We start from the raw sequence: 25,156 nt of genomic DNA, 5'->3' as shown, positions 1-25,156 counted from the left end.
CGGCGGCTGATGCGCATTTATCAGGGCGTATTACTGAGCTGGCGCTTGAACGCAGACGTTTTGGTTATCGGCGCATCTGGCAGCTGCTGCGTCGGGAGGGCCTTCACGTCAATCACAAGCGGGTATATTGTGCCAGCGCCAGTACATACTGAAACACGTGCGCCATTCGCATATCAACCAGAACATAAGCACACCCCTGTAAACCGGAGAGACTGCCTTATGGCTCAGGATTACCACCACGGGGTGCGCGTTGTTGAAATCAACGAAGGCACCCGATCCATTACCACGGTGAGCACCGCTATCGTGGGCATGGTCTGCACCGGCGATGATGCCGATGCGGCTTTGTTTCCCCTCAACACACCGGTCCTGCTGACGGATGTGCTGACCGCCAGCGGTAAAGCGGGCGAGTCCGGCACGCTGGCCCGATCGCTGGATGCGATTGCCGACCAGGCAAAACCTGTGACCGTTGTTGTGCGCGTGGCGCAGGGTGAAACCGAAGCGGAAACCACCTCCAACATTATCGGCGGCGTAACCGCTGACGGTAAAAAAACGGGCATGAAAGCGCTGCTGTCGGCACAGGCGAAGCTCAATGTTAAGCCGCGTATTCTCGGCGTACCGGGACATGACACGCAGGCGGTTGCCACGGAACTGCTGAGTGTGGCGCAGAGCCTGCGCGGTTTTGCTTACCTGTCCGCCCACGGCTGCAAGACGGTGGAAGAGGCCATCGCTTACCGCGACAATTTCAGTCAGCGCGAGGGGATGCTGATCTGGCCTGATTTCATCAACTTTGACACCGTGCTGAATGCCGACGCGGCGGCCTACGCTTCCGCCCGTGCGCTCGGCCTGCGTGCCAAAATCGACGAGCAGACCGGCTGGCACAAAACCCTGTCCAACGTGGGTGTGAACGGCGTCACCGGTATTTCTGCTGATGTGTTCTGGGATCTGCAGGACCCGGCAACTGATGCGGGGCTGCTGAACCAGAATGACGTCACCACGCTTATCCGCAAGGACGGATTCCGCTTCTGGGGTTCCCGCTGCCTGAGTGACGATCCGCTGTTTGCCTTTGAAAACTACACCCGCACGGCGCAGGTGCTGGCTGACACCATTGCCGAGGCGCACATGTGGGCGGTGGATAAGCCGCTTAACCCGTCACTGGCCCGCGACATTATTGAAGGTATCCGCGCCAAACTGCGCAGCCTGGTGAATCAGGGGTATCTCATCGGGGCTGACTGCTGGCTGGATGAGTCCGTGAACGATAAAGACTCCCTGAAAGCCGGGAAACTCACCATCGACTACGACTACACGCCGGTGCCGCCGCTTGAAAACCTGATGCTGCGCCAGCGCATCACCGATCAGTACCTGATGGACTTTTCCAGCAAGGTAGCCGCGTAAGGGGACTCCATGGCATTACCACGCAAGTTAAAACACCTGAACCTGTTCAACGACGGGAACAACTGGCAGGGGATCGTTGAATCTCTGACCCTGCCGAAATTTACCCGCAAGTTTGAGAAGTATCGCGGCGGCGGTATGCCGGGCGCGGTGGATGTGGATATGGGGCTGGATGACGGCGCGCTGGACACCGAGTTTTCAATCGGTGGCACCGAACTGTTGTTATTCAAACAGATGGGCAAAGCCACGGTGGATGGTATCCAGCTGCGTTTTACCGGCTCCATTCAGCGCGACGACACCGCCGAAGTGCAGGCCGTTGAGCTGGTTGTGCGCGGGCGTCACAAAGAAGTGGATTCCGGCGAGTGGAAGACCGGCGAAAGCAGTACCACCAAAGTCAGCAGCACCAACAGCTACGCGAAGCTGACCATCAACGGTGAGGTGCTCTATGAGGTGGATGTGGTCAACATGGTTGAAATTGTTGACGGTGTGGACCTGATGGAAGCGCACCGCAACGCCCTCGGCCTCTGATTAACCCTGACGGCGCGGGCAGCCGCGCCAGTACCCCATTAACAGGAAACGAACATGAGCGACAAGCAGACTGAAAAGACCGTACAGCTGGATACTCCCATCAAGCGTGGTAAAACCGAAATCACCGAAATTGTGCTGCGCAAGCCGCAGTCCGGCGCGCTGCGTGGCACCCGCCTGCAGGCCATTATGGATATGGATGTGGGCGCGATGATGACCGTTATCCCGCGTATCTCCACCCCGACGCTGACCGCGCAGGAAATGGCAGAACTGGACCCCGCCGATCTCACCGCACTGTCGGTGGAGGTGGTCACTTTTTTGTTGAAGAAGTCGGTGCTTGCCGGTTTACCGACAGCCTGACGGTTGATGACCTGGTGGCAGACATTGCCACCATCTTTCACTGGTCGCCGTCCATCACTGACGTTATGCCGCTGACTGATGTGCTGGAGTGGCGGCATAAAGCGATTCAGAGAAGCGGGGCCAGCGATGAGTGACAATAACCTGCGTCTGCAGGTGATCCTTAATGCGGTTGATAAGCTCACCCGCCCATTCCGATCCGCGCAGGCCAGCTCAAAAGAGCTGGCTGCTGCCATTCAGCAAAGCCGCACCCGGCTGAAAGCGTTAGATGCCCAGGCGGGTAAGATTGACGGCTTTCGCAAGGCCAGCGCGCAGCTGGCGGTCACGGGTAACAGCCTCAAAACCGCACGCGAAGAAGCGGCAAAACTTGCCACACAGTTTACTGCCACCAACCGCCCGACGGCGGCGCAGGCGCGGCTGCTTGAGCAGGCAAAAAGCCGCGTCACTGAACTGCAGGGTAAATACAACGGCCTGCGTCAGTCGGTGCAGCGCCAGCGCCTGGCGCTGAATGAAGCCGGACTTGATACAAAGAAACTCAGCAGCGCGCAGCGGGAGCTGCGACAGAATGCTGACGACACCCGCCAGGCGCTGGATCGTCAGATGAAATCCCTGAAACGCCTGGGCGAACAGCAGGCGAGAATGAATGCGGTCCGCGATCAGTATTCCCGCCGTCTGGAAGTGCGGGATCGTATTGCCGGCGCCGGGGCGACGACGACAGCCGCCGGGCTGGTAATGGGCGCGCCGGTCATGGCGGCAGTGAAAAGCTATGCCAGCATGGAAGATGCCATGAAAGGCGTGGCAAAGCAGGTCAATGGCCTGCGCGATGATAACGGCAACCGCACAGCCCGGTTCTATGAAATGCAGGACGCCATCAAGGCCGCCAGTGAGCAGTTGCCGATGGAAAACGGTGCGGTTGACTTCGCCGCACTGGTCGAAGGCGGCGCGCGCATGAACGTGGCGAACCCGAATGACCGCTGGGAAGACCAGAAGCGCGATTTACTGGCCTTTGCCAGCACAGCAGCGAAAGCGGCCACCGCGTTTGAACTGCCCGCCGATGAGTTGTCCGAGGGGCTGGGGAAAATCGCCAGCCTGTATAAAGTGCCGACCCGTAATATTGAACAACTGGGGGATGCGCTGAACTACCTGGACGATAACGCCATGTCAAAGGGCGCGGACATTATCGATGTGCTACAGCGTATGGGGGGCGTTGCTGACCGCCTGGATTATCGCAAGGCGGCGGCTCTTGGTTCCACGTTCCTGTCTCTGGGGGCCGCACCGGAAATTGCCGCCAGCGCTTCAAATGCCATGGTGCGTGAGCTGTCGATTGCCACCATGCAGAGCAAGCGATTCTTTGAAGGTATGAACCTGCTGAAACTCAATCCGGCTGAGATTGAAAAGCAGATGACCACGGACGCCATCGGCACCATCCAGCGCGTGCTGGAGAAGGTGAACCACCTGCCGCAGGACAAACGCCTGTCTGCCATGACAATGCTTTTTGGTAAGGAGTTTGGCGATGATGCAGCAAAACTGGCGAACAACCTGCCGGAGCTGCAGCGCCAGCTGAAACTCACATCGGGCGGTGATGCGTACGGCTCCATACAGAAAGAATCCGATATCAATAAAGATTCTCTGTCTGCGCAGTGGTTGCTGGTCAAAACGGGCGCGCAGAACACGTTCAGCAGCCTGGGCGAAACGCTGCGCCAGCCGCTGATGGACATCATGGACTCCGTGAAAAGCGTCACCGGGGCGTTACGTCGCTGGGTGGAGGCCAACCCTCAACTGGCAGGCACCCTGATGAAAGTGGCTGCAGCGATGGCAGCGATCACCGTTGCTCTCGGCACACTGGCTGTAGCGGTGGCGGCAGTGCTGGGACCGCTGGCGGTGATCCGCTTTGGCCTGTCCATGCTGGGCGTGAAAACGCTGCCGTCTGTCACTGCGGCGGTAACGCGCACCGGCAGTGCGCTGTCATGGCTGGCGGGTGCGCCGCTTTCCCTGTTGCGTCGTGGTATGGCGTCATCCGGTGGCAGTGTCAGATTGCTGAGTGCGCCCCTTCATTCCCTGCGTCGTTCTGCCGGGCTGGCGGGCAATGCGCTGAAAATGGTGGCAGCCGCACCGCTGGCGATGTTCCGTGACGGAATGTCCGGCATTCGCAATGTTATGGGCATGGTGATGAACCCGCTGGCAGCGCTGCGGGGTGGACTGTCTGCCGCCGGTGGCGCGCTGCGTTTCATGGTGACGGGTCCGCTGGCCATGCTGCGTGTTGCGCTGTATGGCATTTCTGGTCTGCTGGGCGCACTGCTCAGTCCGATAGGGTTGGTTGTGGCGGCACTGGCTGGTGTGGCGCTGGTTGTCTGGAAATACTGGCAGCCCATCAGTGCATTTCTGGCTGGAGTGGTGGAAGGGTTCAAAGCCGCTGCTGCGCCCATCAGCGCCGCCTTTGAGCCGCTCAGACCTGTATTTCAGTGGATTGGCGACAGGGTGCAGGCGCTGTGGGGAGGGTTCACGGATTTACTGACGCCGGTGAAATCCACGTCCGAAGAACTGAACAACGCCGCAGCCATGGGGCGCAGGTTCGGTGAGGCGCTGGCGGAAGGACTCAGCATGGTGATGCACCCGCTGGAGTCGCTGAAATCTGGCGTATCGTGGTTGCTGGAAAAACTCGGCATTGTCAGTAAAGAGGCGGCAAAAGCGAAACTGCCTGAGCAGGTTACGCGACAGCTTCCAGCCACGGTGAACAGTGACGGTAAGGTTGTGTTACCGCCTGGCGGGTTTCCGTCAGGGGGTTTTGCGGGCATGTACGACAGCGGGGGCATCATTCCGCGCGGTCAGTTTGGCATTGTGGGTGAAAACGGCCCTGAAATTGTCAACGGTCCGGCAAATGTGACCGGCAGACGGCGCACTGCCGCACTGGCTTCCGTGGTCGCTGGCGCCATGGGGGTGGCTGCTGCGCCAGCGGAGGCTGTACCGCTGCACCCGTTCAGTCTTCCTGTCAGTGCCTGCCAGACGCAGCCGGCGAGGGCTGAAAGCCAGCCGTCAGTCATTCGTTATGAGATAAACGCGCCCATCCATATCATCGCCCAGCCGGGGCAGAGTGCGCAGGATATTGCCCGCGAAGTGGCGCGCCAGCTTGACGAACGCGAGCGCCGGGCGAGGGCAAAAGCGCGCAGTAATTTCAGCGATCAAGGGGGGTATGAATCATGATGATGGTGCTGGGGTTATATGTCTTTATGTTGCGCACCGTGCCGTATCAGGAGTTGCAGTATCAGCGCAGCTGGCGCCATGCGGTCAACAGCCGGGTGAACCGCCGCCCCTCCACGCAGTTTCTTGGCCCGGATAACGACTCACTGACCCTGTCCGGTGTTCTGCTGCCGGAAGTCACCGGCGGCAGGCTGTCACTGCTGGCGCTGGAGCAGATGGCAGAGCTGGGTAAAGCGTGGCCTTTGATTGAGGGTAGCGGAACCATTTACGGCATGTTCGTGATTGAGGGACTGAGCCAGACGAAAGCGGAGTTTTTCCGCGACGGGATGCCGCGCAGGATTGAGTTCACGCTGACCCTGAAACGGGTTGATGAGTCGCTGACTGATATGTTCGGCAACCTGAGCGATCAGCTCAGTAACCTGCAGGACTCCGCAACCTCTGCGATAGAGAGTATTAAAAACACAGTTGGAGGGTTGCTGCAGTGAATGTGAGTTCTGATCTCCTGGACCTGAACAGCAAAAGCCCGGCGTTCAGTATTGTCATTGAAGGCAAAGACGTGACGGCTACGCTGGACCCGCGCCTGATGAGTCTGACGCTGACCGATAACCGGGGCTTTGAAGCGGACCAGCTTGATCTGGAGCTGGACGACGCCGACGGGCAGATCGTTCTGCCGCGACGCGGTGCGGTCATTCAGCTGGCGCTGGGGTGGAAAGGTCAACCGCTTTTCCCGAAAGGTTCTTTCACCGTGGATGAGATTGAGCACAGCGGTGCGCCTGACCGTCTGACCATCCGTGCCCGTAGCGCTGATTTTCGTGAAACCCTCAATACCCGGCGTGAAAAGTCGTGGCACCAGACAACGGTGGGGGACGTGGTAAAGGAAATTGCCGCCCGGCATAACCTCAATATGGCGATGGGTAAAGACCTGACCGGCAAGGCGCTGGATCACCTGGACCAGACCAACGAAAGCGATGCGAGTTTCCTGATGAAGCTGGCGCACCAGTACGGGGCGATTGCGTCCGTTAAGAATGGAAACCTGCTGTTTATCCGCCAGGGGCAGGGAAGAACGGCGAGCGGTAAGCCGCTGCCGGTTATCACCATCACGCGCAAAGCTGGAGATGGCCACCGTTTTACCCTGGCCGATCGCGGTGCGTATACGGGGGTGATTGCCAGCTGGCTGCATACCCGTGAACCGGAGAAGAAAGAGACAACCCAGGTGAAGCGCCGCCGAAAGAAAACCGCCGCGCCCAAAGAGCCGGAAGCAAAACAGGGTGATTATCTGGTAGGTACTGATGAAAACGTGCTGGTTCTTAATCGCACCTATGCCAACCGCAGCAATGCGGAACGCGCTGCAAAAATGCAATGGGAGCGTCTGCAGCGTGGGGTGGCGTCATTCTCCCTGCAGCTCGTTGAGGGACGGGCAGACCTCTACACCGAAATGCCGGTAAAGGTGAGCGGCTTTAAGCAGCCTATTGATGATGCAGAGTGGACCATCACCACACTTATGCATACCGTCAGTCCGGATAACGGTTTTACGACCAGTCTGGAGCTTGAAGTAAAGATTGACGATCTCGAAATGGAATAAATGGTTCTCAATATTGAATGATGATGTATCATTGTTGCGAATGCAGCAAAAATGAGGAGAGTTGATATATGATGAATTGTCCGTTGTGTGGTCAGGCCGCACACACACGCAGTAGTTTTCAAGTCTCTACTCAAACCAAAGAGCGTTACAACCAGTGTACCAATATTGAGTGCGGGCATACGTTCGTAACGCATGAAACCTTTGTTCGTTCTGTCTGCCGTCCCGAGAAAATCAGTGCCGCTCCACCGCATCCCAAAGGGATGCAGCAACAGCTTTCTTACTGACCCGCCGTTGGCGGGTTTTTTATTGCCTCTTGCCGCCACAGTCTGAACGTCTGCCGCCATTTTGCCGCCACTACCAAAGAAAAAGGGGCTACGTTTTCACGTAACCCCTTGTTTTATTTGGTGGGCTGGCGGAGTCTGAATTGGTTGTGTAACTTGTTGTTTAATATTTGATAATATTCAGTTCAATTTTCATTTTGGTCCCATTGTTGGTCCTAAAAGAAAATGTCAGGTTTTTTGCAGGGGAGGTGGGGTTACAGCAGGAGTCTCTTCGTTTGTGAGATTAGCATTTTGCTTTCCTTCAGTCTGCTCTGTATTTATGTGTTTATTTCACGTTAGTTTTTAGCAAGCCGGTAGAGCGCCTTGCTCGCAAAATATCCACTACGGAAAGATACGGGGTCTGCTCTTGCCACGAAAATCCCTTCCGGTCGATACGGACAAGCCCGTATTTTTCTACCAGAAAATTCACCGCATCGCTGAGAGATATCCCGGCGTCAATATGCTCCTGGATGGTGGTTTCATCACTAAACGGTGTGTCATTCAGCGTCAGGCCATAGTGCTGCGACAACAGATGAGTTAGCAGGCACTGCCAGATTTCAATGGGTGACAGGCAGGGCTGAGCCGCCCGTGTCGGGTGTGATGATAAGGTTTGCATGATGTTTACTCTGTGATGTTCAGGGAATAAGTGGTGAGCTAATGCGGCTCAGTCTGGTCAGGATAAATAGCAATGTAGACATAACCACAGGAGCCGAGTGTATCGGCTTCGCAGGTGAGTCCGTTGTGGTAAAACGTGACGCAGTGCAGATAGCGGGGATTTAGCTCGCCGCTGGTGAGCATTAGTTCCAGTTGCTTGAGTATCAGGGGAAAAGCTTGGTCCAGGTGTAATACATCCCCGTCGCTGAAAGCACCGTTGAATCCGGCCCGGTCAGCGAGAAAATGCACCCGGTTGCCTTCCTGCACCAGACGAGCGCCAAAACAGGGTGTGATCGTGCGCTTTAGTCCCCACTGCTGGCAGGCGGGATTATCCGGCTTAGTACCGGATTCGGAGTGATTGTTCATTATTGTTCCTGATTAAAGGGAAAGATTAATTGAGAGTGACACTTCGAAGAATGACATAGGGACCATTGCGGTCCTGACGACGTTCAGCAAATACGGCCAGAACGCCGCGTATATCTTCCACCTCGCGGCCAGCATAATGGCAGATACTGCCTGACCATTTATATTTTCCCGTACTGAAGCGAAACAGCCGGGAGCCAGGATGTTGCCGGTATAGGGTCATTGCCTGGCGTTTACTGATGATTTTCATATCCACCCTCGCTCCGCGAACGACACAATGCCCTCTGAGCCGATGACCAGATGATCGAGCGTGTTCACATCAACCAGTGCTAACGCTTCTTTAAGCCTGCCCGTAATGTTGCGGTCACATTGACTGGGCTCCGGATCACCGGATGGATGGTTATGCGCCAGCACGGCAGCTGCAGCATTTAAGCGAAGCGCTGACTTCACTACTTCGCGGGGATGGACCTGGACATGGTTAACTGAACCGGCAAACAGCGTTTCGCTCTCCAGTAAACGATGCTGATTATCAAGATAGAGCACCATAAACACTTCCCGTTCTTGTCCTGCCAGCTGTAACCGAAGCCAGTCACGGGCAGCAGCACTTGAGGTAAAAGATATGCCGGGCTGGCGCAGATATTTATCCAGCAGATTGATAGCCCGGCGAATGGTCCGTTGGGCATAGGGTGTCAATCCGGAAGTCGCGGGAAGCAGGCAACCATGTTGAGCCATAACCGCCAGCGGAAAGAGTTCAGGCTGTGATGACACCGGGGATAATGCGGTACTCATGTTCGGGTCACGGCGTATCTGGTTTATACGGCCAAAGCGGCTGGCTAATCGCATGGGAAAGCTCCTTATCTGTGTATGGAATAAAAATAAAAAGGCCATGTCCCCGAAGGAACATGGCCTGTGCGTTATCTGGCGTATGTGGCTTACTGGCTGGAGAGCCAGTAATGTGAGCAATTAATCGCTGTAGTGTGTGGTCCGGCAGCCACTGAGGCCAGACAGTTCTTTTTGCGTATTCTTCAGACCCGGGCTGAAGGAGCCAACTTTATTATCGTTGACGTAAACATCGAAATTCGCCGCCTGACCCAGCGCGTCAATAAATGACACCCAGGCGTTATCGCCATTTCGCCATCCGAGGGATGAAGGTAATGGGTACTGACTGTTATCCATGACCACCGTTATTTCTGTCCCGGCGTCGTGAGAATCCAGCATCGTACCATTTGGCAGAGTCACTAATACGCCATGCTGCAGAATGTTCTGTTCATCCGGGTTACCGGTGCAGTTGAGGTTAAAAACCACCTTTTCAGGGCTACTGATAATGTACTCTGTAACCCCCATTCCAAAACCACTCGTCCACATATTGGGAATGGCATGTGCTGTTGATACAGAAGCCAGTATCGCTGTTGTGAATATTACGTAAGGCAGTCGCATAATGTTGTCCTCAAATCAGGTAATAAAGCCTTCTGTTGATGAAAACGATAAAGTAATAAATAAACGGATGGATTGATTCACCACATGTGTTTGCTATTTGTCAGACCAGCAATACCAGTCGTACCGGTCAGCACCAGAAATAAGTCAACTCATCATTTGTTTTTAAGCCGCCATACGTCCTGTGGGCATTGACAGACATAATGACGGCTATTGCGACGAGTATCGTCAATGTATTTACTGGTATTATTTTATTTGTTTATAGCGAAACGCTTCTTTACCTGCATAAATCCCGACGAGATCGTCATAATTCGGATCCTTTTTATTCGGACGAAATGTCACTTTCATCTCCGGACTGCACATATCCTTCATGGTCAGATTAAATTCTTTATCGGGCGTAATGGTATACCCTGTTGCCACATCTCCCTTGTCAGGGTTGATCCAGCCCCACTTTCCTCCCGGGCAATCACTGGAGGGTTTTGAGCGAACAACAATAAACCATCCCGTTGAGTCGACTTCGGTCGCTGAGCACAGTTTTCTGACCTGTCGGTGAGCGTCACACCAGAATATATTTCCATTCTTATCATTCACTGCCGCAGGTAAAAAGCCGCCGTAAGGACGCGCTGCGTGAGCATTACCTGCCATAAGCAAGGGGAGCAATATGGGTGGCAGTAAAGAAAATAATTGTAATTTTTTCATTGCATTAACCTTACTTTCGATTGTGGATACAATTTTTAATCTGTTTGTCCGGGTTGCCCGTGGCTTCCCGATGGAGAAAATGCGTTCAGAGACTGCTGAATAAAACGGAAATGGGGTAAGGCACAGATAAAATGTTTGTCCTCCGACAACTGATAGAGAAACTCACTGCGGATAAACGTTTCCCTGGATGGCCTTACCAGATGAATCTCATCCAGCCGGAAGACACATAATTGCTCATTATGCTCAGCGACCAGATACCAGTAACTGTCCAGAGCGATTAGTCGATAAGGGGCAATAGCCTCATGACGTTCCCCTTCAGTCAGAAGAGAGATACGCTGACGTCCTGAGATAGCTCTGACCAGCCTGTAGAAGGAGAGCTTTCCTGCCGGGGGCTGAGGCCTGTCATGATGCCAGACCAGACATGGCCGATCATCGCAGTCCAGCAGGCTGCTGACCAGTCGTCGGTCAAAACCAGGGAAAACCCCGGTCAGCCCCGTACGGTGAGCAAAGGTCAGAATGTCTATTTCCTGCCGCGTACTGTGAATGTCTGAGCGCAGACTGCACTGTCCCTGGTGATAATCCAGGTCGAGATATATCAGACGTTCTCGAAAGTCCCGACGCAGAGTGCGCTCTGACACCCCGAATTCAGTTGCCAGTTTGCGAATAAACAGCGTTTCACCGGACACCAGGCGACTGATAATCAACGACAGCCTGACAGCAAGCCGGTCATGTCGCCGCTCCTGAAGCGTCATGAAAGATTTCTCCTGAGAAGTTAACTATCTGAATTAATGCTGATTACTTTAAAGGAAGGGGTGGACAGGGTATGGACAACGTCGGAACTATTTTTTATTAGTGCTCCGGGCTTGTGAGAGTTCGTCTTACAGACACTGATGGGTCTCCTGATTCGTTTGATGATAAAACTCAGTGGACAGGGCATGACCACAATCAACAAATCATTAACAGACGAACCATCATTCGCAGAGAAAAATAGCGATATCAGAAGAATATCCAGTCCCAGACGGCCCGTGCTACCGACATCACAGTGTTGCGCACAGTAAGGATGACTGTTTTCAGTGGAGCCGGAATAAGCGACGACTCCGCCGTATCAAACACCTTTCCCACCGCCTCACTGAAGCGTTCGCGTGCCTGCTTTTTTACCGGTTCGGTGCAGAGCCTCCCGTGCAACTGGGTTGTCAGTGGGCTGGTGGCCCGGTCAGGCAGATAACGCATCATGATTTCCACCATCGCGTCCAGCCCCCATCCAGTTCTGGCCGATACCACACAGGCCGGATAATGCGGCATAAACAACTGCCGGACAGCGCCACGCCTGGCTTCAATTGTTAACTGCTGAGCCGGGGAAGGCATGTTGCCGGTGATATTCCATTCGTGGCAGGGTTCGGCCTTGTCGGCCTGATTAACCACAAACAACACCCGGTGCTGATACGCCAGCATGACCTTTCGATAAAAATGTTCATCCGCAGACAATGCCCGATCGTCAGCTTTGATGACCCATAACACCAAATCCAGTTCGGGTAAGGTCCGGTGGTAAAGCGTGGTGTACTCCTCGTCACGTTGACCACTTTCACCCACGCCGGGTAAATCAACCACCATCAGACTGTGGATGCCATGGCTGAGCCGGAAACGCAGCGCGTCACGGGTGCAGGACTCAACATTACTGACTGGTGTAACCTCACCCTGGAACAGGGCGTTGCAGAGCGACGACTTTCCGGCACCTGTTTTACCCATAATGCCGATCACCGGCTCGTATTGTGTCAGGTTGCGAAGACGTTCAAGAATGTGGTTGCGAAGAGTGTGGGGCAGGGAAGCCAGTGGCTTCTCAATGGCCCGGAGGCCGTCAGTTTTATTCATACAGAGATCTCAGCGTGAAAACAAAAATTCCCGCAATCCATATAGGATGCGGGGGATTCACGGAGATAATATCTGTCTGAAATTATTTGGAGTGCGAGTTAGGCAAGTGAGCTCATTGAGTTAAGCATGCCTCAAAGCAGTAATACATACTACTGTCTCAGCGGTCAATCCGACTAACATTTTTAGTCCGGGTCGTAACTGAAGTGGCAAGCCGCGAGTAACTCGGTCGAGGTATAGACACCGTATCTTCCTCTCTGTCGTCCTGACTCCGAGATCAAGTGAAGATGCTTACGAGCTCGGGAGCTCAATACATAAAGGAGCTTGCTTGCAGCGATATGTCTATTAGCTTCATTGAAGTGCGGTACCATACCCTCTAGTAAGCCAAAGGCAATGACGACGTCGAACTCGGCGCCCTTGACTCCATGGATGGTGGAGACAGTGATACCGGTTCGCTCGCGAAAAACTTTTTTGAAGAATGAAACTTGATTGATGTACGTCGCCCCTTCCTTCTGCAGCCGCGCTATTCGCGCTGCCGAGCTGCTGAAAAATGCCTCTCGGTGGGTCAAGAGCGCAGGATGGATTTCCAGGGAGATATCGAGCCTCTTGAGCAGATCGTTGAAGGCCTGGTCCAGGTAGCGGAGTCCGTCAGTTTCATCGACTGCGAGTGCGTTAATCTCCCGCAGTAAGAAACGCGGAGTCAGTGTTTTGGTGTCAACGCCAAAACTATCGAGGTCTTTTATCACGTCGTTTGCCCAACGCATTCGCCTGACAAGCAGTTTGGGGGAGGAGTCCGTTAGTAAAATTTTGGAGACCTTGAACCAGAAATTATCGAAGTTGTTACTGAAAGGGACGAGGCCAGGGCCATCAAATTGCTGGTCAGGCAACATCGCCACTAGTTTTCGTGTCGTGGATGCAAGCAAAACCCACTGTGGAGCGAGAACGCAGATGTTTTCGGGAGAGTGACCGTTGGCGAGACTGGCCCGAATCAACCTCACTATCTCATCATGCACATCGCTGTGTGTTACGTTTTGATTGTAGGTCACCTGACTAGGATACTTGGCATGTTTGCCTGCACCGTTGATTTTTGTTGCGTGTACGCTGTAGTTCGAAAAATAACTGATAATTCGCTCACTGGAGCGGTAGTTCCGGCTAAGCGCAAGCTCCTTAATCGAGATCCCGGCACGGGTACGGAATTCATCCACCGGCATAGCGTAGCCACCCAGTGAACCATAGATAGCTTGATTCGGATCGCCAACGATGAGTGTTTTGGTCTTTCCGCTGCCTGCTCGAAGTATGGACGTCACAATAGTGTACTGGATCTGTTTGGTATCCTGATACTCATCAACAAGGATGTGGGAAAACACACGCGAGAGCAACACTGCGATTTGGGCTCTGTCACGCATCAATCTGTAGGCATGCCAAAGGATAAGTTCGAAGTCGATCTGTCGGTTCGCTGAAAGCTCGTCGAAGTACGCCTTCAAAACCTCATGAATGATATGGTGTTTTCCTATATCTGCACAGCCAAGCTGATACCCCGTCTCAGTAACGTAGTAATCGCAATCCCAATGAGTGACACCTTTATACGGAGAGCATAGCCTCTCCAGTAGACGTTCACGCTCATGCGGGTCGATCACGCAGTAACCGTGTGCAAGTTCAGGGGAGTAGATGCCGTATGGCTTGAGTATCCACTCTAGACAGAACGCATGGATCGTACCAATCCATAGGCCCGAAGTGTCGACTCCCAGATCCTCAATACGCTCTTGAATCTCATCTGCAGCTCGGTGGGTGTAGGTAATGGCTACGACGATCCGCTTGTCAATACGACGTGTGAGTTCGTAGGCAATTTTGTATGTCAGGGTTCGGGTTTTACCGCTACCAGGGCAAGCGATCAGAAAGATACTTGATGGCTCGATCACTGCCGCCGCCTGCTCTGGATTGAGGTCTCTTGGGTCCCAAGCGAACATCACTGTATCTCCGCTAAGAATGCATCAATGGCGTCTCCTGGTAGCATGAGTCCGATTGCTGTCCTGAGTTCAGCCAAGCCAATATACCCTTGCGCAAACCGCTCAACTTCCAGAAGAAATGCCTGCTTCGCTGGCGAATTCATCACATCGGAACCGTATCGGTATTCGGCGCGATGTTGGAGAATTCTGACAAGAAGGGGAAGAGGAAATGTGCCATGTGCAAAATGAATGGCCTGCATGATGTAGGCTGGGATCTGGACTTGGGGAGTGAGGTACTCAGCGAGCAAGAGAGCGAACCACCCCTTGCCCTCTTGCTTGGCCATCGTTAGCGTACGGCGACCCATTTGTCGCAGGTCTCCGGATTGGAGTTGCTGCTTCGCCTCTTCCCTGGTTCCCTCGTCCTTATAGACTTTTGGAATGGTTTGGACAACGGCCTCATGGTTACCGGCTGCGACAAAGTCGACCTCGAATGTGTGTTTCGCATAGAAGGTTGCAAGCCATGGATTTTCTGCAGTGAACTCGGTCAGATCGGCCTGCCGTTCTAAACCAGCTTTCTGGGACCCAGCGGCTTTGGCCTTTATCTTAGTCACACTTTCGGTATCAGTTGTCTGTACGGTGATGTCAAAGAAGGCTTGGTCCAAATCAGTGATGATGGCACATCGTTTCTTAATGCGGAGGTTATGGAAGAGAACCGCAACATTCTTGAAGCCTGTGCTGCGAATGTTGATGACACTGATGCCCAACTCGTCAACGCTTACTCCCAGTACTAGCTTAATTAGGATTGGTATCAGAATTTCCTCCACATCACCTTCGACGAGTATAACGCTTTTGGCGAAGAGCAGATTGCTACGCACCGCATCTAGGTAACGCTGGATACTGTTGATCTGGGTGGGCTCAAGACCTCTGGCAGGCTGATAGGCCTCGCAGAACGATCCATGACGGCCCAGGATGTTGACATTGCTTACATTGCTGACTTCGGAGATGTGAGTGGAGTGAGTGGTGTAGATGATCTGCGCGTCGCTGTATGCGATGCGATCGAACAGGGTTTTTTGAATGTGTGTATGGATGTGCGCTTCCGGCTCCTCGATCAGGAGGAAATTGGCCATGGTCAGCTTTTCGCGCTGGTACTTGAATTCAAGTAGTTTGAGCGTCAGATAGATGAGGTTGGCTCCACCGAGGCTCAGCTCATGAATTGCACCTTCGTACCCTTCCTCGGATTCACCCACGAAAAGTCGGAGAGACTGGAAAAGCTTATCGGCTTCTTCGGGAAGATCGGATTTGATCGAGAGTGACGCTGGCGAGTAGGTTTCACCTGCGGCGTCCTTGATGGTCTCTCGAATGTGATTGCGAACAGATTGAACGTCCTCTAGGCCTTCGATCGAGGTGTTGAGTTCGCGGACCATCTCGGTGATTGGCTCCATCGTCGCTGGATTGATCTCTCCACTCTTGCTCTTGAGCAGGGTGAGTAAAGGGTTGGTGCGGTTGTTGTGGAACTCAGAAACAACATCGCGCAAGGCCTGGATGAAAGTCAGCGATACCTCTTTCGTTACGGAAAGGAAACCGGGCACCTTTGCCCCGATTTCTGGAAGCTCCGTCTCTGATGGGAAGTCACAAATATCGAAATCGCCAACGATGCTTTTGTATACTGCAGGATTGTCGAAGTCGGCCCTGCTCCGTCCAGTGAAAATCGTTTCGTAATCATCAATCGTGATTGAGTCACGGATCTCCGAGAGTTGCTCATACTCAAACGTTCCCAAGGCTGCTAGCTTCAACCTGATTTCTTTTTTAGGCCGGAAGATCAGGTTATAGGTGGCCTTATGAATTGGCCCATCATCCACGGGAGCTGTTCCATGGAGGAAGAGTGCCTGAACGGATTCATCGGTGGTGATCTCATCGAACTCCATGCTGATGATGATCCAGTGGCCCTGCCATTGACCGAGTGAGCGGCTGAAATCTGACTCATCTAGGCGATAGGCAGCACGCACCATGGTGTCGTCAAGCAGGAGGCGAATAGCTCGCAGGATGTTAGATTTACCGGAGCCGTTTTCCCCGATAATGGTATTCACTCCCTTGTGAAACCGCAGAGACGTGTTCTTGAAGTTCCTGTAGTTGACTAGTGTCAGTTTGGAAATATGCATGGTTCTCCGGCCTGCCGCTCCTTGAGCTGCCTTTGTTTTTTTGCCCACGATTTTAGCGCAACAGCTGTATAACTGCGAATAGCGAATTGCCACCTTGATTAAGATAGTGCTGCATCGACACGTTTGACTCACAGCTCATAGCGGACATTGGCCGACGCGGATGCCACTTTGTGCCAGAAGCGGATGTTGTGGAATATTGCTTCACATTCGCCGCTCTGTCGTGGCGGTTCTCTGCCACTGAGCAACATTACCAGCTATCACAACCCGGCCTGTGACACTTCACGTCACACGCCGGGGATGATCCCTAAGAGCGGTAATGAAGCTACCATAACTTATGATCTTAATTTTATTCTGTTAATGGCTTTGCAGCGTAAGATGAAGGCTAGTTTTTTCAGTGCAGCCTAAGACCATCATTCACACGCTGGGCGGGTCTCGAGAGTTTCGTTGCAACAACACCTAAGGAAGGCTGACACAGGTTGTCAGTTGGTTGTGATTAACTCATTTTCTGACAGCCATACGCACGAAATATTACTTAATTCTCTGTCGAATATGCCGTTAATAAACAGATGGATTGAAAGGAACAAAAACTATGAAGCAACTATGGGAAAAACTGGAAGCCATCCTGCAAGACACCGACCCTGATTTATTAGCAGATCTTGCCCCCCCGGCCACTGATGAGGACATCGTCACGTTAGAGCAGGCTCTGGGTGTGAGTTTGCCTGCCGATTTTGTTGCCTGCATGAAAATTCACAATGGCCAGCACGGTATTAGCCACGGACTGTTTGATGAATGCGAGTTCTTATCCACTTCGCGCATTTTACAGGAGTGGCGCGTCTGGAAATGGTTACTCGATGGTGGTGATTTTGAGGGAACAGAGTCGAATCCGCAAAGCGGTATTCGTTCAGAATGGTGGAATCCCGCCTGGGTCCCGTTTACCTACAATGGGGCGGGCGATCATCTTTGCCTTGACCTCGCGCCGACTGACGTTGGGATTCCCGGGCAGATTATCACGCTCTGGCATGATGATGGCGCGCGTGAAAAACAAGCGGACAGCTTCATTCAGTGGTTCACGCAGTATGTAGAGCAAATGTAGGCCTTTTTGTAGTTGGTTAGATAAACCTGGAGGGTAAATGGATTTAACATATGAAGAATTAAAACAGCAGCGCCTGCAAAAACTCTTTAACGATTGCCAGCAGCAAGTGTTGTCACAAATTATCGGGCCTTTCGGGCTTTCAACGGCCATGTTTGAAGATCGCAACGGCGGCAATGTTACAACGCTGCATAATTTCGAGCGCGAAGAGTCAGATTTCATTGCAGATAAAGACATGTCCAGTCATGCGAAATCGCGTCAAGATTACCAGCGCAAAGAGTATGAAAGTAAAGATTTTACAAAAAAAAGCGAGAAACTACGGGCTGGTGGCGTTGATGGTTATACGGGGAAAACGACCAATGCTGCGGATATGGATCTCGACCATGTTACTTCATTAAATACATTGTCCAATAATAAGAAAGTGCATCTTGCTCTGGAAACCGGGGAAGGTGTTGAAAAAGTAGTGAAAATGGCTAATGCCGACGAAAATCTGGTGACCACACATAAGTCGATTAACCGTTCTAAAGGTGCATCTGAACTGGATACTTTTGCAGAAAAAAATGGCGAAAGGTTTAAGCTGGATCCTGAGCGAGTCGCAGCAGCGAAGAAACAATCGGATGACCATATTTCGACAACGCTTAACTCGGCGCTGATTAAAAAACAGGGCAAAGAGTTGTTGCAGACAGGCGGCCAACAGGCGTTGCAGATGGGGCTGCGACAAGCACTTGGTTTACTGCTCACTGAACTGGTGAATGGCTTGTTTAATGAATTCAAAGTTCTCATTCAACACGGCGTTGAGATGAGTAAAACGTTGTTTGAGGAGATCCGCCAGCGCTTAATGCGAGTAATTGCTTCCGTGGTCAAAAAAATCCCCGATGCGCTGGGGCAAATGTTCCAGGGCGGTGTGAGTGGATTTATGAGTAATTTACTCACCTTCTTGCTTAATAATTTTCTCTCAACCGCAAAGCGTTTCGTGACCATGATTAGGGAAGGGCTGTTGGGACTTTTCCGGGCGTTCAAAATGATTTTCTTCCCGCCGGAACATATGACAGCACAGCAGGCGTTACAGGAAGGGTTGAAAATTCTCACTACTGTCATCTTGACTTCAGTCGGTATGTTGTTGAACGAAAGCATCGTGACGTTTATGGCGACCGTACCGTTTCTGAAACCGTTTGCAGATATGCTAACGCCAGTGCTTATTGGTATTGCCACCGGGTTACTGTCCGCCTTTTTCGCATATCAGATAGACATGTTTTTTGATCGTTCCCGTTTTACGCCGAGCGAAAAACTGATGGATGAGATGCTCGCAGATAGCAAACGTCGGGAAGCGTTTGCCAGAGAACTGGTGATTCTTTCAGAGAGTTCACTCGGTAATATTGAAAATTACGCGAACGCAATAACCCAGTATCAAGCCATTGGGGGAAACCTGGCTACTGCCACGATTTCGACTATAGCAACGCTGGCAAGTCTTGAGAGGACAACTAATGAAACGGCTGCGCAGGTGGCACGGAGTACCGCTGCAATTGCGTTTATTAATGAAAGCCAAGCTGAAATTGATGATTTTTTGAAAAATATTTGAGAACAATAAAATGAGTTTGTTAAATAAGCAGGAACTTCAGGTCATTCAAGCCTTTTCGTCTGCAGATTTGCCGGAACGTCTCTTTCGCGACAGCAACATTAAAGAATTAATCAGCGGCATGACGGAGGAGCAGCAAACGGTTCAGAAGAGCGCAAAGGATCTTGATCGCCTGCGTAGGGAACAGAGGGATGGAAACTTTATAACTAACTGGTGGAACGATCGCGACGATGTGTTACAGGATGCACAGATTGATCTCAATAAAGCCATTGGTCGCCTGACGCAAAAATCTTCTCAGTTATTGATTGTCAATACGGCACTATCCAAACTACTGAACCAGCAACAACAGATTTTATTGGACCAGCAAAACATTCTGGAAGGTCAGACACACTCCCTTGCTGAACAAAATGAACAGATCCTGAAACAACAGGTGCTGCTGGAAGAACAGCAAAAAGAGATTAATAAGGCTAACCAAGGATTGATGGATGCAAAAGGAGTAACGCAAGATCAGGCTAAGCAACTGGTTGGCTGCGTAAAACGGGTGACAGAGGCGGAAAACAAAATTGGCGAGGCAAACGCGACCTTGCTAGCCGAACTTGAACAGCGTGTCGCGAAATTTTCCTCGGATCTTGCACTGCAATTGCAAAGTGGCCTAGAGGAGCAGGTAAGGCGGCACAACATTCTCGAACAGATAATGGAGGACAATCACGCTGTACAACAGGGTCGTGTTGAGACATTGCAACAGTCGTTGTCGCAGGAACAGCAGTTGTCTTATAAGCAACTGCTCGCCGAACTTGAGCGAAACCGTCAGACTTTGCTTGATTCGGTAAAATCAACCGTAAACCAGTGTGATGCGCTCCAGCAAGAGTTATCCATCGTCGTGAAGCAGCACGACGATAGGCAAATAAGCATTGATAATGCTGTTGCAGCGTTACAGGTGAAATTTCTCAAATCCCGATTTCGTCACCGTTTTGCACTGACGGTGATGGCCTGTGTTGTTGGGCTTTCTGTCGGTTTGCAAATTGCGCAGCACTTTTTGATGATCTGATTCTGTTAAACCGCATCGCTTATGCAGATGCGGCCATTCTTCCGGTTGCAGCAAAAACGTCACAACTTTTGATGGATGCTTAGGAGTCGTTGGGGACTAACCGTACTCGTCTTTTACGGCCACAAAATGATGTCATTAACTTCCGCTATTCGCTCAAAGCAGCCCTTCAGTACCTCGCCCCGTCCGCTTTGTGCCATGAGCAGACGTTTTACGTTTCTATTAAGGTGGACAAAGCCTGGAAGCTACTTCCCCCCTGTAACCAGGAGATTAAGGTTCCGTTAATCATTTCCTGTCAGCCTGACATAATATCTTACAGGTAAAGACACTGAAATCATGACTACCCATTTACGTAATGTACTTCCACATCAGGACAGTCAGTTCTTTCGGGTCCTGCACATTGTTGTCGCGGTATTGGTTATGGTTCAAATCATCAATTCGAACCTGACCGAGCGTGAGGATATGGGACAATTAACTCCGACAGGTATTGTCACCTGGCTGCACATCATTTCAGGATTTGGATTACTGCTTTGTAGCTTTCTCATGTTGGCCTGGATGATGACCCGGAGAAGTTTTCGGTACTATTTTTCGTGGATGTTCATGGATTTTCGCGGCATCGTGGACGATGTGAGAACACTGCAGAAGTTCCGTTTACCCGAAGCTCATTCCGGCGGAATGGCTGCGATAGTGCAAGGACTTGGCGTCGTGTCGCTGCTGGGGACTGCTGCATGTGGCGGACTCTGGTTTATCCTGAATACGATGTATGGCCCTGATGCCTCCCTTACGCGCCTGGTTTTACATTTGCATAAGTTTTTAACTGTATTTATTGAAACCTACTTCTGGGCTCATGGTGCAATGGGGATACTCCACATTCTCATAACGTTACGTGTGCAACAATTGCGTAAGAGTTGAGCTGAGCGGTCGATAACAGGGACGATAAAAGCACGAAATCATGTCTCTCACTGGGCCTTTATGCCTAAACCTCAGACAGATGTTTTTGTTCCTTTCACTGCACATTTGCCAGGTTCCTCCTGAAAGATGCGATGTGCAGCTACGTCTTTTCCATCGGAGCGTCAAGTGACATCGGGAGCAAATATTTTTCCCGTGACGGTTGTTTCATCAGATTTAAATTACCTGATTCATACTCAACTTAATGTTGACATAATGTTGACCCGCCAGACTGGTAAGACGCTAAAAGAGGTCTTCCTATGCGAATTTTATCCCCCTATACGTTGCGCTGGTTTCCTGGTGAACATGAGCAGAATGATATTTCAGTGTTTATTCGTGAAAGTTATTCTCAGTTTTATCATGCTTCGCTTCCGCGCTGCATGCCATGGTTACTTGGAATGTTCGATGCCAACGGAGAATTAAAAGCAGCCTGTGGCGTCCAGCCAGCCTCAATGGGTGCGATATACCTCGAACACTATCTTGATGTCCCGGTTGAAGCCGTGCTGTCTGCACGATTGCCGCATCCCGTTTCACGCGACTCGATTGTTGAAATTGGTAATTTTGCCGCGAGCGACGGGGCAAGCGCCCGAATAATGTATGCGGCGCTATGTCTGCTTCTCAATCAATACTGCTATTCGTGGATTGTCTTTACCGGAACTAAAAAAATACGCAATACCTTTTTCCGCCTGAATCTGCAACCAGTCACGTTGATGCCTGCTGACCCGACAAGGCTTGGAGAAGCTGCGCGTGAATGGGGGAGCTATTACGAACATGACCCACAAATTATGGCGGGGGAGTTACATGGTGGGCAAACCACACTGAGTCAGACCAGCCTGTTGCTGGGAATGTTTGCTGATTCGCCTTCTGCTCCCTGGATAACCCCTTCCGGAGGATCTTATGCTTCTGAACACGCTTGACAAACAGGTTGCGCTTCAGCCAGATGCCATCGCCCTGCAGGGCGATTCTCGCTCGTGGAGCTGGCTGCAATACCATGAAGCCGTTAAGGCAGTGGCCGAACAATTATCTTCCCTCAGGGTAAAACGGCTGGCACTTGAAATGGATAACTGCCCTGAATGGGCCATTATCGATCTCGCATGCCTGGTAAGTGGAGTGGTGATCATCCCTGTCCCCTCCTTTTTCAGCGGGCAACAGAAAGCCTGGGTACGATCATCAGCCTCTGTGGATGCACAAATCGGCGGAGAAATCCTGGCGGATTGGCAGGAACACAATTTTGTACTCGGAAGACTGCAAATCCGTGCAGTAGAGGACCCTGTGACTCTGCCAGCCGGAACAGCAAAGATAACGTATACCTCCGGTACAACCGGAGAGCCAAAAGGCGTCTGCCTGGGTCTGGATGGTATGATATGGATGGCTCAAACGTTAGCGGCCACACTGCAACCCCTGAATCTGGAAAAACACCTGGTGACACTGCCGCTCAGTATCCTGCTGGAGAATCTGTGCGGCGTTTACATCCCTCTGCTGCTTGGCGCTGAGACGGTGATACTCCCCCCCTCCCGGATTGGATTTGAAGGTTCCAGCCGCTTTAATCCAGCCCAGTTTCTTCAGGCGCTGACCACCTGGTGCCCACAAAGCCTGGTGCTGGTTCCGGAGTTGCTACGGGTGTTATTGCATCTGCACATGCAGGTGCCGGGCAGTACGCAATCTTTACGGTTTGTCGCCGCAGGCGGCGGCAAGGTTCCGGCTTCGTTGCTGACAATGGCGATAACGAGTGATTTACCAGTATATGAAGGGTATGGACTCTCCGAATGTGGCTCTGTCGTTGCTCTCAATCTGCCCGACGCCATAAAAGAGAACAGCGTTGGTCGGCCGTTGCCGGGTATCCGGATCCATGTTGATGACCAGCAGCAATTGTGTGTCACCAGCCCGGCCAACGCTCTGGGCTATCTGGGAGCCACACCTGCCTCACCCACGGTTGCCACCGGCGATCTTGGCAATATCGATGAACACGGGTTTGTTAGTATTCAGGGACGCCTGAAGAATGTGCAGATAAACGCCTTTGGTCGTAATTTTTCACCTGAATGGCCTGAGGCAGAGGCCATGACCTGTCCGGCTGTACGCCGGATCGTGATTTTTGGAGAAGGCTTAAGGCATAACGTTGCACTGGTCGATGCCTTCGACGGGCAACAGACGCAGGCGCGCGAACAGCTGTTGGCCCTTTCCACTCGCCTGCCTGATTATGCGCAGTTCCATCGCTTGTTGTTCACTTCAGCCATTTCAGAGCCAGGCATGCTCACGGCAAATGGTCGCCCACGCCGGGAACTCATCCGGCAATCCCTCTGGCAACACATTCTCACCTGCAGTGAGGAGGAGTCATCATGAGTTTTTATAACAAATTACAACAACAGACAGAGGCGGAACGCCTGGGTTTACTCTCCTCGCCTGTCATAGCGCGCTGTCAGGCTGGTGACATCTCACGCGACCTGTATATCGCTTTTCTGACGCAGGCTTACTATCACGTCAGCCATACCGTACCGTTGTTGATGAGTGCGGGCAGCCGCCTGCCAGCCTCACATGAAGCCGTTCGGGGCGCGATTGCTGAATATATTGATGAAGAGTACGGGCACCAGGAATGGATCCTGAACGACATTCGGGCTTGCGGTGGTGATGTGGAAAGCGTTCGCAATGGCACCCCAGGGATACCGATAGAAATGATGGTTGCCTGGCTGTACTACCGCATAGAACGGGTCAACCCTATGAGTATTTTCGGTATGGTACAGGTACTGGAAGGGACCAGTGTATCTATTGCTACCGCGATTGCAGCCCAGGTGGAACGGACGCTGGGGCTGCCAGAACAGGCGACAACCTACCTGCGTTCACACGGCGAACTTGATCAGGGACATCTTAAATTTTTCGCCTCACTCATGGACACTGTGACTGACGAAGCCGATCAGGCAGCCATTATCTATGCCGCACGTCGCGTCTATCGCCTGTACACAGAGATGCTTAACCAACTGGGGCAGACCACGCATGAACCTGCATGATAAAACAGTCCTGCTGACCGGTGCCAGCGGCGGTATCGGACAAGCGCTGGCACAGGGGCTGGCGCAAAAAGGGGCCAGACTCTGCCTGGTTGGACGCAATGCGCAGGCAATGACGCTTCTGAAAGAGGTGCTTCCCAATCCGGAACGGCATCATATTGCGTTAATGAACAGTTATACCGATGACGAAATCGTCGCGCTGGCCAGCAGATTCAAAGATGAGAACAAACTGGATATCCTGATCAACAATGCCGGGACCAGCCGTTTTGCGCTGTTTGAGCAACAATCTTTTGACGATATTCGGGAACAGATTAGAACCAATATCGAAATCCCCACACTGTTGACCCGTGCCATGCTGGATAAGTTTAATCCGCAGGGCATCGTCCTCAACATTGGCTCGATCTTTGGTGAAATTGGGCACCCTGCCTGGAGCGTGTATAGCGCAACCAAAGCAGCCACGCACCGTTTGTCGGAAGCGCTGGGGCGTGAATTAAAAGGGAATGGTATCAGCGTACTGTATGCCGCGCCGCGAGCCACTGAAACGGCACTCAACAGTGACGAGGTTTACGCGCTTAACCGCAAACTGGGCAACAGCAGTGATTCCCCGCAATTTGTCGCCGCACGCCTGGTGCATCTCCTTGAGACAGAGCAGAAACTCTACCGCTTCGGCGCGATGGAACGACTGTTCGTTAAAATCAATGCCTGGTTTCCCGGCATGGTAGATAAGGCGCTGGGTAAAAAATTACCGGTGATCCAGTCCTATACCCAGGGCACATTCAAAGGTGAAGACAAATGAAAATGTTGAAAACATTGCTCCTGACGGCGGCTTTTCCCGTCTCTGCCCTGGCGAATGCGACGCTTGAAAATCTGCAACACGACTGGTCCGTTTGCCAGTATCAGACACTTGAAGCAAAAAAAGAGAGCTGCTTTACCACGCTGAGCCAGCGAGCCCATAGTGCGAGTCAGGCGAAAAATAATGCTGATGCATCATTGCTTATCTGGTCGG

Annotated in this window: 26 protein-coding genes and 2 pseudogenes; 18 read left to right on the top strand and 10 right to left on the bottom strand. The window is 52.2% G+C overall.

The genetic code is table 11. The annotated features are described in order from the left end of the window. The 9 genes and pseudogenes from NNO04_RS19560 to NNO04_RS19520 all read left to right on the top strand — a co-directional run. A pseudogene (locus NNO04_RS19560) lies at positions 1-128 on the top strand (IS3 family transposase); the annotation flags it as partial. A gap of 91 nt (positions 129-219) precedes the next feature. After that, entirely contained in the window at positions 220-1,392 is a 1,173-nt protein-coding gene (locus NNO04_RS19555; protein ID WP_271446062.1) for a phage tail sheath protein, read from the top strand. Between the two features lie 9 nt (positions 1,393-1,401). Further along, the gene (locus NNO04_RS19550) at positions 1,402-1,917 is read left to right on the top strand and encodes a phage major tail tube protein (RefSeq protein ID WP_271446061.1); all 516 of its coding nucleotides are present in this window, start codon (positions 1,402-1,404) and stop codon (positions 1,915-1,917) included. A 54-nt stretch (positions 1,918-1,971) separates the two neighbouring features. Further along, the gene (locus NNO04_RS19545) at positions 1,972-2,274 is read left to right on the top strand and encodes a phage tail assembly protein (protein ID WP_271446060.1); all 303 of its coding nucleotides are present in this window, start codon (positions 1,972-1,974) and stop codon (positions 2,272-2,274) included. Positions 2,275-2,288: 14 nt separating this feature from the next. Next, positions 2,289-2,408 (top strand): GpE family phage tail protein, encoded by a 120-nt coding sequence (locus NNO04_RS19540; RefSeq protein WP_000763315.1) that lies wholly within the window; start codon positions 2,289-2,291, stop codon positions 2,406-2,408. Beyond that, positions 2,401-5,472 (top strand): phage tail tape measure protein, encoded by a 3,072-nt coding sequence (locus NNO04_RS19535; RefSeq protein ID WP_271446059.1) that lies wholly within the window; start codon positions 2,401-2,403, stop codon positions 5,470-5,472. Before NNO04_RS19540 ends, NNO04_RS19535 begins: the two co-directional genes overlap by 8 nt. After that, positions 5,469-5,954: a phage tail protein gene (locus tag NNO04_RS19530; protein ID WP_271446058.1), complete on the top strand. Its 486-nt coding sequence runs from the start codon at positions 5,469-5,471 to the stop codon at positions 5,952-5,954. Before NNO04_RS19535 ends, NNO04_RS19530 begins: the two co-directional genes overlap by 4 nt. Then, a complete protein-coding gene (locus NNO04_RS19525) occupies positions 5,951-7,051 on the top strand; it encodes a phage late control D family protein (RefSeq protein WP_271446057.1) in 1,101 nt (366 codons plus the stop codon). Before NNO04_RS19530 ends, NNO04_RS19525 begins: the two co-directional genes overlap by 4 nt. 68 nt (positions 7,052-7,119) lie before the next feature. Beyond that, positions 7,120-7,335 (top strand): ogr/Delta-like zinc finger family protein, encoded by a 216-nt coding sequence (locus NNO04_RS19520; RefSeq protein WP_072133644.1) that lies wholly within the window; start codon positions 7,120-7,122, stop codon positions 7,333-7,335. Between the two features lie 322 nt (positions 7,336-7,657). Here the strand turns inward: NNO04_RS19520 and NNO04_RS19515 are convergent, their stop codons facing one another. The 10 genes from NNO04_RS19515 to NNO04_RS19470 all read right to left on the bottom strand — a co-directional run bounded on the left by NNO04_RS19515 (position 7,658) and on the right by NNO04_RS19470 (position 16,492). After that, a complete protein-coding gene (locus NNO04_RS19515) occupies positions 7,658-7,987 on the bottom strand; it encodes a TA system toxin CbtA family protein (protein WP_271446056.1) in 330 nt (109 codons plus the stop codon). Positions 7,988-8,025: 38 nt separating this feature from the next. Then, on the bottom strand, positions 8,026-8,391 hold the full coding sequence (locus NNO04_RS19510; RefSeq protein WP_154681610.1) for a type IV toxin-antitoxin system YeeU family antitoxin: 366 nt from the start codon (positions 8,389-8,391) through the stop codon (positions 8,026-8,028). Positions 8,392-8,416: 25 nt separating this feature from the next. After that, positions 8,417-8,638 (bottom strand): DUF987 domain-containing protein, encoded by a 222-nt coding sequence (locus NNO04_RS19505; protein WP_012543032.1) that lies wholly within the window; start codon positions 8,636-8,638, stop codon positions 8,417-8,419. Next, positions 8,635-9,177, bottom strand: a complete 543-nt coding sequence (radC, locus tag NNO04_RS19500; protein WP_271446064.1) for a RadC family protein — start codon at positions 9,175-9,177, stop codon at positions 8,635-8,637. The genes NNO04_RS19505 and radC overlap by 4 nt, the downstream gene beginning before the upstream one ends. A gap of 174 nt (positions 9,178-9,351) precedes the next feature. Beyond that, positions 9,352-9,825 carry a hypothetical protein gene (locus tag NNO04_RS19495; protein ID WP_271446055.1) on the bottom strand — a complete coding sequence of 158 codons (474 nt, stop codon included), beginning with the start codon at positions 9,823-9,825 and terminating at the stop codon, positions 9,352-9,354. 243 nt (positions 9,826-10,068) lie between these two features. Then, positions 10,069-10,521 carry a hypothetical protein gene (locus NNO04_RS19490; protein ID WP_271446054.1) on the bottom strand — a complete coding sequence of 151 codons (453 nt, stop codon included), beginning with the start codon at positions 10,519-10,521 and terminating at the stop codon, positions 10,069-10,071. A gap of 35 nt (positions 10,522-10,556) precedes the next feature. Continuing rightward, positions 10,557-11,273, bottom strand: coding sequence for a helix-turn-helix transcriptional regulator (locus NNO04_RS19485; protein WP_271446053.1), 717 nt, complete (start codon positions 11,271-11,273; stop codon positions 10,557-10,559). A 244-nt stretch (positions 11,274-11,517) separates the two neighbouring features. Further along, a complete protein-coding gene (locus tag NNO04_RS19480) occupies positions 11,518-12,390 on the bottom strand; it encodes a GTPase family protein (RefSeq protein WP_271446052.1) in 873 nt (290 codons plus the stop codon). Between the two features lie 182 nt (positions 12,391-12,572). Next, a complete protein-coding gene (locus NNO04_RS19475) occupies positions 12,573-14,354 on the bottom strand; it encodes a UvrD-helicase domain-containing protein (RefSeq protein WP_271446063.1) in 1,782 nt (593 codons plus the stop codon). Continuing rightward, entirely contained in the window at positions 14,354-16,492 is a 2,139-nt protein-coding gene (locus tag NNO04_RS19470; RefSeq protein ID WP_271446051.1) for an AAA family ATPase, read from the bottom strand. The genes NNO04_RS19475 and NNO04_RS19470 overlap by 1 nt, the downstream gene beginning before the upstream one ends. Positions 16,493-17,081: 589 nt before the next feature. Here NNO04_RS19470 and NNO04_RS19460 point away from each other — a divergent pair. From NNO04_RS19460 to NNO04_RS19420, 9 genes and pseudogenes are all read left to right on the top strand, one after another. Beyond that, positions 17,082-17,585, top strand: coding sequence for an SMI1/KNR4 family protein (locus NNO04_RS19460; RefSeq protein WP_271446050.1), 504 nt, complete (start codon positions 17,082-17,084; stop codon positions 17,583-17,585). Positions 17,586-17,622: 37 nt separating this feature from the next. Next, on the top strand, positions 17,623-19,161 hold the full coding sequence (locus NNO04_RS19455) for a hypothetical protein (RefSeq protein WP_271446049.1): 1,539 nt from the start codon (positions 17,623-17,625) through the stop codon (positions 19,159-19,161). A gap of 10 nt (positions 19,162-19,171) precedes the next feature. Next, positions 19,172-20,206, top strand: coding sequence for a hypothetical protein (locus NNO04_RS19450; RefSeq protein WP_271446048.1), 1,035 nt, complete (start codon positions 19,172-19,174; stop codon positions 20,204-20,206). A 333-nt stretch (positions 20,207-20,539) separates the two neighbouring features. Then, positions 20,540-21,115 (top strand): cytochrome b/b6 domain-containing protein, encoded by a 576-nt coding sequence (locus tag NNO04_RS19445; RefSeq protein WP_271446047.1) that lies wholly within the window; start codon positions 20,540-20,542, stop codon positions 21,113-21,115. Between the two features lie 296 nt (positions 21,116-21,411). Then, on the top strand, positions 21,412-22,068 hold the full coding sequence (locus tag NNO04_RS19440) for a thermostable hemolysin (protein ID WP_271446046.1): 657 nt from the start codon (positions 21,412-21,414) through the stop codon (positions 22,066-22,068). Continuing rightward, positions 22,049-23,491: an AMP-binding protein gene (locus NNO04_RS19435; protein ID WP_271446045.1), complete on the top strand. Its 1,443-nt coding sequence runs from the start codon at positions 22,049-22,051 to the stop codon at positions 23,489-23,491. The genes NNO04_RS19440 and NNO04_RS19435 overlap by 20 nt, the downstream gene beginning before the upstream one ends. After that, positions 23,488-24,153 carry a TenA family transcriptional regulator gene (locus NNO04_RS19430; RefSeq protein ID WP_271446044.1) on the top strand — a complete coding sequence of 222 codons (666 nt, stop codon included), beginning with the start codon at positions 23,488-23,490 and terminating at the stop codon, positions 24,151-24,153. The genes NNO04_RS19435 and NNO04_RS19430 overlap by 4 nt, the downstream gene beginning before the upstream one ends. Further along, positions 24,140-24,946: an SDR family oxidoreductase gene (locus tag NNO04_RS19425; protein WP_271446043.1), complete on the top strand. Its 807-nt coding sequence runs from the start codon at positions 24,140-24,142 to the stop codon at positions 24,944-24,946. The genes NNO04_RS19430 and NNO04_RS19425 overlap by 14 nt, the downstream gene beginning before the upstream one ends. Next, positions 24,943-25,156 (top strand): annotated as a pseudogene (locus tag NNO04_RS19420) (hypothetical protein); the annotation flags it as partial. The gene NNO04_RS19425 and the pseudogene NNO04_RS19420, both read left to right, overlap by 4 nt.

Source organism: Citrobacter sp. Awk 4, assembly GCF_028069725.1.
In the GTDB taxonomy this organism is placed as follows: domain Bacteria; phylum Pseudomonadota; class Gammaproteobacteria; order Enterobacterales; family Enterobacteriaceae; genus Citrobacter_D.
Note: the sequence above shows the minus strand (reverse complement) of the source record. Positions and strands in the feature narration are given on the sequence as shown.

What these genes read in the sequence shown, in the direction of transcription:
- NNO04_RS19555 (WP_271446062.1), top strand. Translation starts at nt 220, where the DNA reads ATGGCTCAGGATTACCACCACGGGGTGCGCGTTGTTGAAATCAACGAA.
- NNO04_RS19550 (WP_271446061.1), top strand. Translation starts at nt 1,402, where the DNA reads ATGGCATTACCACGCAAGTTAAAACACCTGAACCTGTTCAACGACGGG.
- NNO04_RS19545 (WP_271446060.1), top strand. Translation starts at nt 1,972, where the DNA reads ATGAGCGACAAGCAGACTGAAAAGACCGTACAGCTGGATACTCCCATC.
- NNO04_RS19535 (WP_271446059.1), top strand. Translation starts at nt 2,401, where the DNA reads ATGAGTGACAATAACCTGCGTCTGCAGGTGATCCTTAATGCGGTTGAT.
- NNO04_RS19530 (WP_271446058.1), top strand. Translation starts at nt 5,469, where the DNA reads ATGATGATGGTGCTGGGGTTATATGTCTTTATGTTGCGCACCGTGCCG.
- NNO04_RS19520 (WP_072133644.1), top strand. Translation starts at nt 7,120, where the DNA reads ATGATGAATTGTCCGTTGTGTGGTCAGGCCGCACACACACGCAGTAGT.
- NNO04_RS19515 (WP_271446056.1), bottom strand. Translation starts at nt 7,987, where the DNA reads ATGCAAACCTTATCATCACACCCGACACGGGCGGCTCAGCCCTGCCTG.
- NNO04_RS19510 (WP_154681610.1), bottom strand. Translation starts at nt 8,391, where the DNA reads ATGAACAATCACTCCGAATCCGGTACTAAGCCGGATAATCCCGCCTGC.
- NNO04_RS19505 (WP_012543032.1), bottom strand. Translation starts at nt 8,638, where the DNA reads ATGAAAATCATCAGTAAACGCCAGGCAATGACCCTATACCGGCAACAT.
- radC (WP_271446064.1), bottom strand. Translation starts at nt 9,177, where the DNA reads ATGAGTACCGCATTATCCCCGGTGTCATCACAGCCTGAACTCTTTCCG.
- NNO04_RS19495 (WP_271446055.1), bottom strand. Translation starts at nt 9,825, where the DNA reads ATGCGACTGCCTTACGTAATATTCACAACAGCGATACTGGCTTCTGTA.
- NNO04_RS19490 (WP_271446054.1), bottom strand. Translation starts at nt 10,521, where the DNA reads ATGAAAAAATTACAATTATTTTCTTTACTGCCACCCATATTGCTCCCC.
- NNO04_RS19485 (WP_271446053.1), bottom strand. Translation starts at nt 11,273, where the DNA reads ATGACGCTTCAGGAGCGGCGACATGACCGGCTTGCTGTCAGGCTGTCG.
- NNO04_RS19480 (WP_271446052.1), bottom strand. Translation starts at nt 12,390, where the DNA reads ATGAATAAAACTGACGGCCTCCGGGCCATTGAGAAGCCACTGGCTTCC.
- NNO04_RS19475 (WP_271446063.1), bottom strand. Translation starts at nt 14,354, where the DNA reads ATGTTCGCTTGGGACCCAAGAGACCTCAATCCAGAGCAGGCGGCGGCA.
- NNO04_RS19470 (WP_271446051.1), bottom strand. Translation starts at nt 16,492, where the DNA reads ATGCATATTTCCAAACTGACACTAGTCAACTACAGGAACTTCAAGAAC.
- NNO04_RS19460 (WP_271446050.1), top strand. Translation starts at nt 17,082, where the DNA reads ATGAAGCAACTATGGGAAAAACTGGAAGCCATCCTGCAAGACACCGAC.
- NNO04_RS19455 (WP_271446049.1), top strand. Translation starts at nt 17,623, where the DNA reads ATGGATTTAACATATGAAGAATTAAAACAGCAGCGCCTGCAAAAACTC.
- NNO04_RS19450 (WP_271446048.1), top strand. Translation starts at nt 19,172, where the DNA reads ATGAGTTTGTTAAATAAGCAGGAACTTCAGGTCATTCAAGCCTTTTCG.
- NNO04_RS19445 (WP_271446047.1), top strand. Translation starts at nt 20,540, where the DNA reads ATGACTACCCATTTACGTAATGTACTTCCACATCAGGACAGTCAGTTC.
- NNO04_RS19440 (WP_271446046.1), top strand. Translation starts at nt 21,412, where the DNA reads ATGCGAATTTTATCCCCCTATACGTTGCGCTGGTTTCCTGGTGAACAT.
- NNO04_RS19435 (WP_271446045.1), top strand. Translation starts at nt 22,049, where the DNA reads ATGCTTCTGAACACGCTTGACAAACAGGTTGCGCTTCAGCCAGATGCC.
- NNO04_RS19430 (WP_271446044.1), top strand. Translation starts at nt 23,488, where the DNA reads ATGAGTTTTTATAACAAATTACAACAACAGACAGAGGCGGAACGCCTG.
- NNO04_RS19425 (WP_271446043.1), top strand. Translation starts at nt 24,140, where the DNA reads ATGAACCTGCATGATAAAACAGTCCTGCTGACCGGTGCCAGCGGCGGT.